The following is a 12,478-nucleotide window of genomic DNA, read 5'->3' on the forward strand; positions in this document are numbered from 1 at the left end:
GCCGCTGATCAGTGGACAGCATCCTCTGCCACGGCGACCTGATCCTGCGTCGTCTGCTTCTGCCGCCTGCGGGCCAGCACCCTACCGATACCGGTGTAGATGAGGGCGGCGATGAGCACAAGGTAGAGCACAATCGTAATCGGCGAGGACACGAGTGTCCCTGCGTCGCCGCCGGCAGCCAACAGTGCATCCCGCAGACTCGACTCGGCCAAGGGTCCGAGCACCATGCCGATCATCAGCGGTGCCAGAGGCACGCCGTAGCGTTTGAGCACGAAGCTGATGATGCCGATGCCCAGCAGGATGAGCAGCTCGAACGTCGATGCGGATGTGGCGTAGATGCCCAGACCACAGAACACCGCGATGCCGCCGTACAGGTACGGGTCCGGGATCTTCAGCAGCTTCGCCCACAGGGGAGCGAACGGCAGGTTGATGATGAGCAGAACGATCATCGCGAGGAAGAAGCTCGCCAGCAGACCCCACACCAGCTCGGGGGAGCGGTCGAAGAGCAGCGGGCCGGGCTGGATGCCGTACTGGCGGAACGCTGCGAGCATGATCGCCGCGGTCGCCGAGATCGGCAGACCCAGAGCCAACAGGGCACCCATGGCAATGCCCGTCGTCGCCGAACCGGCCGCCTCGGGGGCGGCAAGTCCGCGGATCGCGCCCTTGCCGAACTGCGGATCCTTCCGGCGGGCATCGAGCTTGCGCTCAAGTCCGTAGGCCATGAACGTCGGCACATCGGCTCCGCCGACCGGGATGACGCCGAAGGGCAGGCCGATCGCGGTGCCGCGCAGCCACGCGGGCACGGCCTGGCCGAACTCCTTGCGGCTGAGGTAGGGACGGCCGGAGGCGTTGATCGTATTGTCCGTGGCCTTCCGACGGATCCGCGAGGCGATGAAGAACACCTCGCCGAGAGCCAGGATGCCCACAGTCACCGTGACCAGGGAGACCCCGTCGAAGAGCTCGGGAACACCGAAGGTGAAGCGCTCGGTGCCGGAGACGGAATCGATGCCGATGACGGAGATTCCGATGCCGAGCACGAGTGCCATGAGGCCCTTGAGCACCGAATCGGCAACCACCGAGGAGGTCGCGACGAAGGCGAAGAGCGCGAGAGCGAAGAACTCGGCCGGGCCGAAGCTCGTCGACAGCGACGCCAGGGCCGGTGCCACGAAGATGACCAGCGAACAGGAGACGAGCCCGCCGATGAACGCACCGATCGCAGCCGTGGCCAGAGCCTGCGGAGCCCGTCCGGCCCGGGCCATCTTGTGGCCTTCGAAGGTCGAGGCGATCGCCGAGGCCTGACCCGGTGTGTTCATGAGGATCGCCATCGTCGAATCGCCGAAGAGACCGCCGAAGTAGACGCCGGAGAACATGATGAACGCGCCGGTCGGGTCGAGGGCGAACGTCATCGGCAGCAGCAGCGCCACGGCCATCGACGAGCCCAGTCCGGGGAGCACGCCGACAGCGGTGCCGAGGAAGCAGCCGACGACGACCCACAGCAGGTTCATCGGCGTCAGAGCATGTGAGAAGCCCTCGAAGAGGGACATGAGAGCGTCCATATCAGAACCCGCCTCCCAGAATGCCCGAAGGCAGGTTGAGTCCCAGCATCACCGCGAAGGCGATGTAGACCAGGGACGAGAAGGTCAGTGCCAGGGTGAGATCGAACAGAGGCTTCTTCGACCCCATCGACCTCGCCACGCACCAGAACAGGAGGGCCGCTGCGATGATCCAGCCGGCGAACTCGAGGATGAGTGCGAAGGCCGCGAAACCGCCTGCGCCCCAGGCCAGGGACACGAAGTCGCTGTGCGTGCGATGCTTCGAATCGGCGGCCCGTGCCGCGGCCAGAGCCTGGCGATCGTCCTCCGGTTCGTCCTCCTCGTGCGGGGACAGCCGAGAGGCCGAGACCGCCGAGGTGACCGGCGTCGAGAACGCCTTGTCCTCCTCCGCGGTCGCCGGCACTTCGTCGTCGACTTCGACCGGCTCCGGGGTGCGGATATAGGCGATCGTCAGCAGGACCGTCAGCGCATAGCCGACGAGCATGATGAGCATCGGGAAGAACTGAGGGCCCGGTTTGTCGGCATCCTCGGCGACCTCCATCGTGAGGATGCCGACGAGCAGGTACGTCGAGAATGCGCCCATGATGAGCGGAACGATCAGGCCCGATCGGCCCTGCCACCAGGTCCCCGCGCCGAGGTGGCCCGTCCTGGTCGTAGTCATCTGCGTGGGAACGCTCACAGTCCCAACTCCTTCAGAAGCTTCTCCACCCGCGAGGTGTCCTCCTTGACGAACTCGGCGAATTCGTCGCCGGTCAGCCACACGTCTGTCCACTTGTTTCGGTCGAGAGCGTCCTTCCACGAGGCGCTGTCGCGGGTCTTGCTCAGCACCTCGAGCAGCTGAGCGGATTCGTCCTTCGTGATTCCAGGTGCCCCGAGCCAGCCGCGCCAGTTCGTCAATGTGACCTCATAGCCCTGCTCGGACATGGTCGGCACATCGTCGAAGCCCTTGATGCGTTCGGGCGCGGCGACTCCGATGGCCTTGACCCGTCCGGCTTCGATCTGGTCGGAGACCTCGTTGAAGCCGCAGGAGGCGAAGTCGGTGGTGCCCGAGAGCAGCGTCTGGATCGCCTCGCCGCCGCCGGACTTCGGAATGTAGGTGATGTCCGAGGCGGGGATCTTGCCGAGCAGTGCGAGCTGCGCGATGGTCAGGTGGTCGACGGATCCGGCCGAGCCGCCCGTCCACACGAAGCCCTTCGGGTCCTTCTTCCATGCCGAGATGACATCGTCGATGGTGTCGTGCGGGGAGTCGGCGGCGGCGATGAGGACGTCGTAGTCCTCGGCGACGCGGGACAGCAGAGTGGTGTCGTCGAATCCGACCGGTGACTTGTTCAGCGCGATTCCGCCGACCATGGCGGTGCCGGTGGCCAGGAGCGTATCGGCCTGGCCGTCCATGGTCGAGAATTCGCCGAGGCCGATGGTGCCGCCGGCTCCGGGGATGTTGACGACCTGGGCGTTGTTGGCCAGCGCTTCGACGCGCATGGCCTGCTGGGTCTCACGAGCGAAGCCGTCCCAACCGCCGCCGGCGCCGGCCGGGGCGATGAGGGTGAGGTTCGAGGTCAGGTCTCCCTTCGCCGAGGCGGCCCTGACCGAGTAGGTCGTCGCCGTTCCGATCGCGGCCACCGCGATCACGCCGTAGGCGATGCGGCCGAACATTCGTCGGGAGGGATGGGAGGATTCGACAGTCGAATCCTCGGGAGGTGGCGCCTGTGGCACGGACTTCTCCTTTGAAGGCAGGTGTGATGTGAGACTCACCTTAGAGGTTGCTGAGTGTCCACTGCGAGATTATGCGCACTCTGCGCGTTCTGCTCATTGACCGCGTTGTGTGCATTCTGCGCAGGTGGGTGTCGGAGCGTCTGGGAGCCGCGGAGCGGAGTGACTAGGGTGGGACCATGACTGATTCCGATTCTGCGAACACCGTCCCCGAGGCAAGGGCGACACCCTCTTCCGGCACAGCGATCCCGTCCGCTCCGGTGGCGAAGAAGGTGCCCTTCGAGCGGACCCACCACGGGCACACCTTCGTCGACGACTACGAGTGGATGCGGGAGAAGGAATCGCCGGAGGTCATCTCCCACCTCGAAGCGGAGAACGCCTGGACGAAGGCGCAGACCGCTCATCTCGAGGGGCTGCAGGAATCGATCTTCACCGAGATCAAGACCCGCATCAAAGAGACGGACATGTCCGTGCCCAGCCGGCGCGGGAACTTCTGGTACTTCTCACGCACCCGCGCGGGACTCGACTACGGCATCAGCGTCCGTGTCCCCGTCTCCGGCCCCGACGACTGGACTCCTCCGGAGGTCGGCGAAGACGCGCTGCCCGGTGAAGAGGTCGTCTTCGACTCGAACATCGCTGCCGAGGGCCAGGAGTTCTTCTCACTCGGATCCTTCTCACTCTCCGACGACGGCAGGTGGCTGCTCTACGGCGTCGACACCTCCGGCGACGAGCGCTACACGCTGCGTCTGCGGGACCTGTCGACCGGACAGGACCTCGACGACGTCATCGACGGCACCTTCGCCGGAGCCTCCATCGACCCGAGCGGCCGCTACGTCTTCTACACCACCGTCGACGACGCATGGCGTCCGGAGAAGGTGTGGCGCCACCGCGTCGGCACCGCCGCTGTCGAGGATGTGTGCATCTTCGAAGAGCCCGACGAACGCTACTTCGTCGGTTCCGGATTCTCCCGTTCCGGGACCATGATGTTCGTCGTCACCGGGTCGAAGACGACCACCGGCTACTGGGTCATCAGCACCGACGACCTCGAAGCCGAACCGCAGGCAGTCTGGCCGCGAGTCGACGGCGTCGAATACAACGTCGAACACGCTGTCATCGGCGGCGAGGACCGCTTCCTCATCACCCATAACCGCAACCGCGCCGACTTCGAACTCGTCGACGTCCCCGCCGCCGACCCGACCGCGCAGCCGCGCCCCGTGCTCGACGACGTCGACGGCCTGCGCATCGAAGACGTCGACGCCTTCGCCGGCTTCATCGTCCTCAGCTATCGCCGCGGCGGGTTCGCCCGCGTCGGCATCATCGAACTCGGCACGGACTCCGCCTCGCCCTTTGCCGCCCTGGAAGAGCTGCCCTTCGGTCGAGAGACCGGAACCCTCATGCTCTCCGGCAATCCCGAGTTCGCACAGACTGCCATCCGGCTGCTCTTCACCTCCATGTCGACCCCGTCTGTGCTCTACTCCCACAGCGTCGCAGACGGCACAGACACGGTGCTCAAACGTCAGCCCGTGCTCGGTTCCGTCGACCTCGACGCCTACGACGAGACCCTCCTGTGGGCCACTGCCGAGGACGGCACGCAGGTGCCGATCTCGGTGGTCTACCGGTCGGATCTGCATCGTTTCGGAGGCGCCGGTCAGCGCACAACCGCCTCGGCGCCGGTCGAACCCGCACCGCTCGTCCTCTACGGATACGGCTCCTACGAAGCGAGCATGGACCCGTACTTCTCGGTCTCCCGGCTGTCGCTGCTCGATCGAGGGGTCGTCTTCGCCATCGCCCACGTCCGCGGCGGCGGGGAGATGGGTCGCCACTGGTACGACCAGGGCAAGACCACGGCGAAGAAGAACACCTTCACGGACTTCGTCGCCGCCGCGCACCACCTCGTCGATGCGGGGTGGACTCAGCCTGATCAGCTCGTCGCCACCGGCGGATCGGCAGGCGGGCTGCTCATGGGCGCGGTCGCGAACATGGCTCCGGAGATCTTCGCCGGAATCAGTGCGCATGTGCCGTTCGTCGACGCCCTGACCTCGATCCTCATGCCGGAGCTGCCTCTGACCGTCATCGAATGGGAGGAATGGGGCGATCCGCTGCACGATCCGGACGTGTACGAGTACATGCGCTCGTATTCCCCGTACGAGAACGTCACCGACACGGACTACCCGAAGATCCTCGCCGTGACCTCGCTCAACGACACCCGGGTCCTCTACGTCGAACCCGCGAAATGGGTCGCCCGGCTGCGTGAAGTCGGTGCGAATGCCCTGCTCAAGACCGAAATGGTCGCCGGCCACGGAGGCGCTTCCGGCCGCTATGACGCGTGGAGGGAGACCGCGTTCGACTTCGCCTGGATCCTCGATGTTCTGGGACGATCGGACGTCGAAATCGAACCCTGATAGGACGTCTGTCGCCAGAGATAACGATACTGGGACGATTGTCTCCAAAACCCGCAAACGGCACCCCGTGTCAGTGGCGGGCCATAAGGTGGATATCATCACATTCGACGTGATGTGCGTCATTGAACCAGAAAGGTCTGGGCAGGACCGACACATCACTGATCTGCGTTGCCGACCGTCCTTGCGCGCGGGCGGCGGCATCTGACGCGGATACTGTGACGGATCCGCACCGGCGGACCGGATTTTCAAAGGGGAGAACTATGCATCTCAGGAAATTGGCCACAGCGATCGTGGCGGTCGGTTCGATTCTTGCGGTTTCGGCCTGCTCCGGCGGTGACGGCGGCGGAGAAGGCGGCGAGGGCGACTCGTTCAAGATCGGCATCTCGCAGCTCGTCCAGCACCCCGCGCTCGACGCCGCCAGCGAAGGCTTCAAGAAGTCCTTCGACGACGCTGGAGTCGAGGTCGAATGGGATGAGCAGAATGCTCAGGGTGAGCAGGCCAACGCGACGTCGATCGCCCAGAACTTCGCGAACGAGGACCTCGACCTCGTCCTCGCCGTCGCCACCCCGGCCGCCCAGGCCGCGGCACAGGCGATCACGGACAAGCCCGTGCTCTTCACCGCCGTCACCGACGCGGAGGAAGCTGGACTCGTCGACAGCAACGACAAGCCCGGCGCAAACGTCACCGGCACCTCGGACCTCAACCCGGTCGAGGAGCAGCTCAAGCTCGTCAAGGATGTCAAACCCGATGCGAAGACCGTCGGCATCGTCTACAGCTCCGGTGAGGTCAACTCCCAGGTGCAGGTCGACCTCGCGAAGAAGGCCGCCAAGGGACTCGGCGTCGAGATCAAGGAAGCGACGATCGCGAACTCGGGCGAACTCGCTCAGGCCGTCGACTCACTCGGCAAGGTCGACGCCTACTACGTGCCCACCGACAACAACGTCGTCTCGGCCGTGTCCACCATGGTCCAGGCCGCTGAGAAGAACAAGGCCCTGCTCGTCGGTTCCGAGGCAGGACAGGTCGAATCGGGTGCGGCGATCACGCGCGGAATCGACTACACGAAGCTCGGCGAACAGACCGGAAAGATGGCTCTGCAGATCCTTCAGGACGGGAAGAAGCCGGCAGAGCTGCCGGTCGAGACCAGCTCGGATCTCGAACTCGTCGTCAACCCGAAGGCCGCGAAGGCCCAGGGCGCTGAAATCCCGAAGAAGCTCATCGACGAAGCCGACAACGTCATCGAGTGACCACCGCGGGCGGAGGCGCAGCAGGCATGATCCGGTCTGCGCCTCCGGCTCGACCGCTGTGGCCCACGGTCGGCATCGCCGGGTGAGGGCCACAGGCTCCAGGGGCCGACGACACAGAGTCGGCGGCCCCAGGAGTCACTGCGAACCACCACACCACCATATGAACGGAAACCCATGTTCGGAGCATTGGAGCTCGGGCTCATCTACGGCGCGATGGCGCTCGGGGTCTATCTGACCTTCAAGGTCCTCAACTTCCCCGACCTCACCGTCGACGGAAGCTTCACCACGGGCGGCGCCACCGCAGCCTCCCTCATCATCGCCGGGGTCAACCCCTACCTGGCCACCGCCGCAGCGATCGGAGCCGGACTCATCGCCGGCTACATCACCGGTCTCCTCCACACCAAGGGCGGCATCGACGGACTGCTCGCGGGAATCCTCACCATGATCGGCCTATGGTCGATCAACCTGCGGATCATGGGCAAGGCGAACCTGCCGCTGCTGCGAGAAGACACCGTGTTCACCTTCCTGCGGGAGAACATGTGGTTGGGCACCTGGATCTCGATCGCGATCCTGCTCGTCTTCACCCTCATCCTCAAGTTCGCCATCGACTGGTTCCTCACCACCGATCTGGGATTGGCCATCCAGGCCACGGGCAACAACCGAGAGATGATCCGCAGCCTCGGCGTGAACACTGACAACACGACGATGCTCACTCTCGCCCTGTCGAACGGCTTCGTCGCACTCTGCGGTGCGCTCGTCGCCCAGTACCAGGGATTCTCCGACATCAGCATGGGCATCGGTCTCATCCTCGTCGGACTGGCCTCGGTCATTCTCGGTCAAGCCGTGTTCGGCAGCCGCAACATCTTCATGTCCAGCCTCGGCGCGCTCCTCGGTTCGGTCATCTACCGACTCATCATCTTCCTCGCACTGCGTGCCGGACTCGACACGAACGACATGAAGCTGACCACCGCGCTGCTCGTCGTCATCGCACTGCTGCTGCCCAGATGGGGCTTCCTCAAACGGATCCCGTCGCTGCGCGGCCGCGGCAATCGCGCGGCCTCTTCGGTGCCGCAGGGAACGACCGACACCAAGGACCCCGCCGAGATCGCCGATATCCCCGCTGCGGCGACCGGTGCTCCCACGGGCAAGGAAGGCTGAGGGCCATGCTCAAGATCGACAACATCTCGAAGACCTTCTTCTCGGGCACCGTCAATGAGCGCAAGGCGCTGCAGGAACTGTCCCTGGAACTCGACGAATCCGACTTCGTCACCGTCATCGGCTCCAACGGAGCCGGCAAATCGACCCTGCTCAACACGATCTCCGGACGGCTGCCCATCGACACCGGATCGATCACGATCGACGGTGCCGAAGTCTCCCGGATGCCCGAATACAAGCGGTCGAAGTATCTGGGGCGAGTCTTCCAGGACCCGATGGCCGGCACCGCACCGGACCTCACGATCGAACAGAACCTGTCGTTGGCGCTCAAACGCGGCCGCGGTCGTGGGCTGGGACGGGGAACCACCTCGGCGCGGCGGGAGCACTTCAAAGAAGAGCTGGCCACCCTCGAACTCGGTCTCGAGAACCGGTTGAAGACGAAGGTCGGGCTGCTGTCTGGCGGACAGCGGCAGGCACTGAGTCTGCTCATGGCCGGCTTCACCCAACCCCGGATCCTGCTGCTCGACGAACACACCGCGGCTCTCGACCCGCAGCGTGCGGCCCTCGTGACGGCGCTGACGAAGAAGATCGTCGAAGCCGACGGGCTGACCACGCTCATGGTCACTCACAATATGGAGCAGGCGATCGCCCTGGGCAACCGGCTGATCATGATGCATGAGGGCCGGATCATCTACCAGGCCACCGCCGAGGAGAAGAAGGACCTGACCGTTGAGACCCTGCTCGGGGAATTCTCGAAGCTCAAGGGTGCGAGCCTGGGGGACCGGGCGCTGCTCAACTGAGGTCACGGCTGAGACGAGAGTCGGCCGACGAGGGGCGGTCCGCGCTGAAGGAGTGCGGGCCGCCCCTCGGGCTGTGATCTTCGATGCACGGACTGGTGTACTTTACCAACCGGTTGGTAAAGTTGAGCCATGGCAAAAGATGTGAAGACACGGATTCTCCAGGCGGCGAAGGCCCTGGCCGAATCCCATGATTCGGTGCAGGGTGTGACGATCTCACTCGAGTCGGTCGCCCAGGAGGCCGGGCTGACCAAGCCGGGACTCATGTACCACTTCCCGTCGAAGGAAGCGCTCATGGTCGGGCTCGTCGAGCACGCCGCCGAACACTGGGCGCTCATGCTCTGCGAGCACACCGGACGGCCCGCCGAAGAACTCTCGAGCTTCGACCGGCACCGCGCATATGTCGCCGTCGCCACGACCGCGGAGGTCTCGCGCGCCGACTACTGGATCTTCTCCGACGCGCTCTACCACCCGAAGCTGGCGCAGGCCTGGAGTGACCACCTGAATTCGTGGTTCGACGTCGATGGCCTCGAGCCGCGCAACGCAGCCTTGCTGACCGCGGCCCGGTTCTGTGCCGACGGAGCATGGATGTCCGAGGCCACCGGCGTCTTCCCTGCCGCCGATCTCGCTCTGGTGCGCGAGCACGCGCTCGCCCTCATCGATGCGGCAGAAGGAAAGGGGGCCGCATGACCGCGCGCCGAATTCTCCTCCTCGTGGCAGCGATCCTCGCCGAGGTGGCCGCCACCCTGATGCTGCGCGCGTCCGTCGTCGATCCGATCTGGATTCCCGGAGTCGTCGTCTTCTACGCCATCGCGTTCTTCATCCTCGGCCTCACTCAGCGCCTCGGCATGCCGCTCGGCGCCGTCTATGCCACCTGGTCGGCAAGCGGAGTCGCGCTCGTCGCCGCACTCGGTGTGGTGTTCTTCGGCGAGCACCTGAGCATCGGCGCGATCATCGGCATCGCCGTCATCATCATCGGCGTCATCCTCGTCGAATCCGGATCACCGGAGGAATCCGAATCCGTGGAAGCAGAGGTGACCGAATGAGTTGGATCTGGCTCGCACTGTCCATTCTCAGCGAAGTCGCCGGCACCCTGTGTCTGCGCGCCAGCTCCGGTCTGCAGCGCAAGATCTGGGTCATCCCCGTGGCAGTCAGCTATCTCGCGGCATTTTGGTTCCTCAGTCGAACTCTTGCCGCGGGGATGCCGCTCGGCGTCGCCTACGGTCTGTGGGCCGCCTGTGGTGTGGCGTTGGTCAGTCTGCTTTCCCGCGCGATCTGGAAGGACCCGCTGACGCGGCGCGCGCTCATCGGCATCGGCTGCATCGTCGTCGGAGTCATCCTCGTCGAAGCCGGCTGAGGCGCCGAGGGCGGCGTAAGGGAACGTGCTGTCAGGCTGGCGTATTCAGTCACAGGCCAGCCCCGGCCAGCGCCAGGAACTCCTGACGGGAGCGCGGATCGCTGCGCAGGCCACCCAGCAGCGTTGACGTCACCGTAGACGAACCGGTGGCCTGAACGCCGCGCAGCGTCATGCACGAATGCTCGGCGCGGACCACGACGCCGACGGCCTTCGGCTGCAGATGCTCCTCAAGCCACAGCGCGACCTGCCTGGTCAGGCGCTCCTGCGTCTGCGGGCGGCACGCGAAGTACTCGACGAGGCGTGCCAGCTTCGACAGCCCGAGGATCTGCTCACCCGGCAGGTATGCGACACAGGCAGTGCCGACGAACGGCAGCATGTGGTGCTCGCAGATCGACCGAAAGGGAATATCGCGGGCCAGGACGAGCTCGTCGTAGCCTTCGTCATTGGGAAACACGGTGGCATCGAATGGCCGCGGGGTGAGCATCTCGGCCCACGCCCGGGCCATACGGCCTGGAGTCTCCCTCAGGTGCGTCGAGCTGAAGTCGAGACCGAGTGCAGTGAGGAGATCGGCAGCGGCCGCCTCGGCGCCGGCCATATCCCGGTCGACGTCGAGGCTGAGGTGCTCCGGCGAGCTCATGCGCCGCTTCCCGGCCTGCGGGGACGGTTGTACTTCCGTGCGAGCAGGCCGAGAGTGACCGCGGCGATGAGCAGGCCGAGATCCCGCAGCGCCACATCGTAGAAGCCCGAGTACGTGAGCAGGTTGATGATGATGCCCGCCAGCCATGCGGCGACGACCCATGCAGCCCACCGCGTACGGATGACCATCGCGATGGCCGCGACGATCTCGACGATGCCGATGAGGTACATGGCCGTCTGCGCCGAGAACGGAAGCAGGTCGGTCAGCCACGGTGCTAAGTAGTGCGGCCAATCGGTGAGCAGATTGGTGAACTTGTCGAGGCCCATGAGCAGCGGGAGGGCGATGAACCCGAGTCGCAGCAGCACGTAGGCGCTGTGGGCGGGGTCCTTCCCGACCTCGGCTCTCGTGGGGGAGGAGCTGATCGGTGCGGATGTGTGAGACATGATGACCACCTTCTAAAACTAAAAGTTGTTATTTATAGACTTCACCCGCCCGACCCTTTTGTCAAACTTTTTTGGTGATAGAATTTCGGCATGAGCACAAGCAGGCAGTCGAGCCCGGACGGGCAGTCGAGAGCGGAAGCCCTGCGCGATCTGAGCTCCCTGGCGGACCCGGCTCGGCAGAGCCTGTACACCGCGGTGTCCGAATCCGACGAGCCGATCACCAGAGACGCGGCGGCCAAGGCCGCAGGGATCAGTCGAACCCTGGCGGCCTACCACCTCGATCTGCTCGTCGACGCCGGCCTGTTGGGCACGTCGTTCGCTCGCCCCGGCGGAGCCGCGGGGCCGGGTGCCGGGCGTCCGGCCAAGCACTACTTTCGGATTCAGCAGGAGCGCGCTGTGTCTGTGCCTCCCCGTGATTACGAGCTGCTCGCGGATCTGCTTGCCACGGCCTTCGATGATGACGACGACGGCATCGTCCATACCGCGCTGCTCCGCGCCGCGGGTGCCGAAGGGCGCCGCTTCGGTGCCGCAGGCTCGGACCCGTCGAGCGACCTGAGCGAATCGAGCCCCCAGGACGAACTGTGCGACCTGCTCGAAGAGCGCGGCTACGAGCCGATGGTCGAGGCGAACGGGAGCATCGGCCTGCGCAACTGCCCGTTCCATCGGCTCAGCCGCAGCCACACCGATCTCGTCTGCGGACTCAATCATGCGCTCTTGGGCGGAGTCCTCGAAGGGCGCGGCGAGGATGCCGAGCGGGCCGAACTGTGCCCGCGAGAAGGTCGGTGCTGCGTCGTCATCCGGCCCGAGCCCGGTCGGACCTCGGCTGAGACCGACTGAATCGACCTCCGATCGACCTCCGATCGACCGAGTGCAGCGACTGCGGCCCGCGTTCAGCCCGAGTCGGAGGGCTCTGCGTCTGGTTTCCGCACGACTTTCGCTGGGCCCGCGTTCGCCTGCTGGTTGCTGAGAATTTGTTGAGAAGCCGCAATGAAGCTGTTATCGTCCAGAACTATGGCCCCCATCGGTGATGTCCTTCCGCGATACTGCGGAACTGCGACCCCGAATGCGGAGCGCCCGAGCTGCGGTTTCGCCGATGACTCCTGGGAAGAGGCAGCCATCGGCTGGTGGGGCGGAGAGCCCTGAGCCGCTGACGCAGAGACCAGTCCGGCCGCTTTTCACT

14 protein-coding genes are annotated in these 12,478 nt (G+C 65.2%); 9 read left to right on the forward strand and 5 right to left on the reverse strand.

Going from position 1 to position 12,478, the window contains the following annotated elements:
* Window positions 1-8: 8 nt before the first annotated feature.
* The 3 genes from L1F31_RS03560 to L1F31_RS03570 are packed head-to-tail and all read right to left on the reverse strand — an operon-like array spanning window position 9 to window position 3,266.
* Complete coding sequence (locus tag L1F31_RS03560) at window positions 9-1,556, reverse strand: tripartite tricarboxylate transporter permease (protein WP_265419321.1); 1,548 nt, start codon at window positions 1,554-1,556, stop codon at window positions 9-11.
* 1 nt (window position 1,557) lies between these two features.
* Entirely contained in the window at window positions 1,558-2,232 is a 675-nt protein-coding gene (locus tag L1F31_RS03565) for a tripartite tricarboxylate transporter TctB family protein (RefSeq protein WP_265419322.1), read from the reverse strand.
* Window positions 2,229-3,266, reverse strand: a complete 1,038-nt coding sequence (locus tag L1F31_RS03570; RefSeq protein WP_265419323.1) for a Bug family tripartite tricarboxylate transporter substrate binding protein — start codon at window positions 3,264-3,266, stop codon at window positions 2,229-2,231. Before L1F31_RS03570 ends, L1F31_RS03565 begins: the two co-directional genes overlap by 4 nt.
* A gap of 176 nt (window positions 3,267-3,442) precedes the next feature.
* Between L1F31_RS03570 and L1F31_RS03575 the strand changes: the two genes are divergently transcribed.
* The 7 genes from L1F31_RS03575 (at window position 3,443) to L1F31_RS03605 (ending at window position 10,218) form a co-directional block, all read left to right on the forward strand.
* Window positions 3,443-5,665 carry a S9 family peptidase gene (locus L1F31_RS03575; protein ID WP_265419324.1) on the forward strand — a complete coding sequence of 741 codons (2,223 nt, stop codon included), beginning with the start codon at window positions 3,443-3,445 and terminating at the stop codon, window positions 5,663-5,665.
* Between the two features lie 260 nt (window positions 5,666-5,925).
* Entirely contained in the window at window positions 5,926-6,909 is a 984-nt protein-coding gene (locus tag L1F31_RS03580) for an ABC transporter substrate-binding protein (protein ID WP_265419325.1), read from the forward strand.
* A gap of 174 nt (window positions 6,910-7,083) precedes the next feature.
* On the forward strand, window positions 7,084-8,067 hold the full coding sequence (locus L1F31_RS03585) for an ABC transporter permease (protein WP_265419326.1): 984 nt from the start codon (window positions 7,084-7,086) through the stop codon (window positions 8,065-8,067).
* Window positions 8,068-8,072: 5 nt separating this feature from the next.
* Window positions 8,073-8,864 (forward strand): ABC transporter ATP-binding protein, encoded by a 792-nt coding sequence (locus tag L1F31_RS03590; protein ID WP_265419327.1) that lies wholly within the window; start codon window positions 8,073-8,075, stop codon window positions 8,862-8,864.
* Window positions 8,865-8,993: 129 nt separating this feature from the next.
* On the forward strand, window positions 8,994-9,551 hold the full coding sequence (locus L1F31_RS03595) for a TetR/AcrR family transcriptional regulator (protein WP_265419328.1): 558 nt from the start codon (window positions 8,994-8,996) through the stop codon (window positions 9,549-9,551).
* The gene (locus L1F31_RS03600) at window positions 9,548-9,907 is read left to right on the forward strand and encodes a DMT family transporter (RefSeq protein ID WP_265419329.1); all 360 of its coding nucleotides are present in this window, start codon (window positions 9,548-9,550) and stop codon (window positions 9,905-9,907) included. Before L1F31_RS03595 ends, L1F31_RS03600 begins: the two co-directional genes overlap by 4 nt.
* Complete coding sequence (locus L1F31_RS03605) at window positions 9,904-10,218, forward strand: DMT family transporter (RefSeq protein ID WP_265419330.1); 315 nt, start codon at window positions 9,904-9,906, stop codon at window positions 10,216-10,218. The genes L1F31_RS03600 and L1F31_RS03605 overlap by 4 nt, the downstream gene beginning before the upstream one ends.
* A 49-nt stretch (window positions 10,219-10,267) precedes the next feature.
* Here L1F31_RS03605 and folE read toward each other — a convergent pair whose 3' ends face one another.
* Complete coding sequence (gene folE / locus L1F31_RS03610; RefSeq protein WP_265419331.1) at window positions 10,268-10,855, reverse strand: GTP cyclohydrolase I FolE; 588 nt, start codon at window positions 10,853-10,855, stop codon at window positions 10,268-10,270.
* Window positions 10,852-11,298 carry a DoxX family membrane protein gene (locus tag L1F31_RS03615; RefSeq protein WP_265419332.1) on the reverse strand — a complete coding sequence of 149 codons (447 nt, stop codon included), beginning with the start codon at window positions 11,296-11,298 and terminating at the stop codon, window positions 10,852-10,854. Before L1F31_RS03615 ends, folE begins: the two co-directional genes overlap by 4 nt.
* A 90-nt stretch (window positions 11,299-11,388) precedes the next feature.
* On the opposite strand from L1F31_RS03615, the gene L1F31_RS03620 reads away from it, so the two are divergent.
* Together L1F31_RS03620 and L1F31_RS03625 are read left to right on the forward strand one after the other, a co-directional pair.
* Window positions 11,389-12,135, forward strand: a complete 747-nt coding sequence (locus L1F31_RS03620) for a helix-turn-helix transcriptional regulator (RefSeq protein WP_265419333.1) — start codon at window positions 11,389-11,391, stop codon at window positions 12,133-12,135.
* Window positions 12,136-12,309: 174 nt separating this feature from the next.
* Window positions 12,310-12,441, forward strand: coding sequence for a hypothetical protein (locus L1F31_RS03625; RefSeq protein WP_265419334.1), 132 nt, complete (start codon window positions 12,310-12,312; stop codon window positions 12,439-12,441).
* Window positions 12,442-12,478: the final 37 nt, after the last annotated feature.

The sequence above is a fragment of the Brevibacterium spongiae genome, assembly GCF_026168515.1.
Classification (GTDB): domain Bacteria; phylum Actinomycetota; class Actinomycetes; order Actinomycetales; family Brevibacteriaceae; genus Brevibacterium; species Brevibacterium spongiae.

Coding starts and splice junctions, on each gene's coding strand:
- L1F31_RS03560 (WP_265419321.1), bottom strand. CDS start 1,556: ATGGACGCTCTCATGTCCCTCTTCGAGGGCTTCTCACATGCTCTGACG.
- L1F31_RS03575 (WP_265419324.1), top strand. CDS start 3,443: ATGACTGATTCCGATTCTGCGAACACCGTCCCCGAGGCAAGGGCGACA.
- L1F31_RS03580 (WP_265419325.1), top strand. CDS start 5,926: ATGCATCTCAGGAAATTGGCCACAGCGATCGTGGCGGTCGGTTCGATT.
- L1F31_RS03585 (WP_265419326.1), top strand. CDS start 7,084: ATGTTCGGAGCATTGGAGCTCGGGCTCATCTACGGCGCGATGGCGCTC.
- L1F31_RS03590 (WP_265419327.1), top strand. CDS start 8,073: ATGCTCAAGATCGACAACATCTCGAAGACCTTCTTCTCGGGCACCGTC.
- L1F31_RS03595 (WP_265419328.1), top strand. CDS start 8,994: ATGGCAAAAGATGTGAAGACACGGATTCTCCAGGCGGCGAAGGCCCTG.
- L1F31_RS03600 (WP_265419329.1), top strand. CDS start 9,548: ATGACCGCGCGCCGAATTCTCCTCCTCGTGGCAGCGATCCTCGCCGAG.
- L1F31_RS03605 (WP_265419330.1), top strand. CDS start 9,904: ATGAGTTGGATCTGGCTCGCACTGTCCATTCTCAGCGAAGTCGCCGGC.
- folE (WP_265419331.1), bottom strand. CDS start 10,855: ATGAGCTCGCCGGAGCACCTCAGCCTCGACGTCGACCGGGATATGGCC.
- L1F31_RS03615 (WP_265419332.1), bottom strand. CDS start 11,298: ATGTCTCACACATCCGCACCGATCAGCTCCTCCCCCACGAGAGCCGAG.
- L1F31_RS03620 (WP_265419333.1), top strand. CDS start 11,389: ATGAGCACAAGCAGGCAGTCGAGCCCGGACGGGCAGTCGAGAGCGGAA.
- L1F31_RS03625 (WP_265419334.1), top strand. CDS start 12,310: ATGGCCCCCATCGGTGATGTCCTTCCGCGATACTGCGGAACTGCGACC.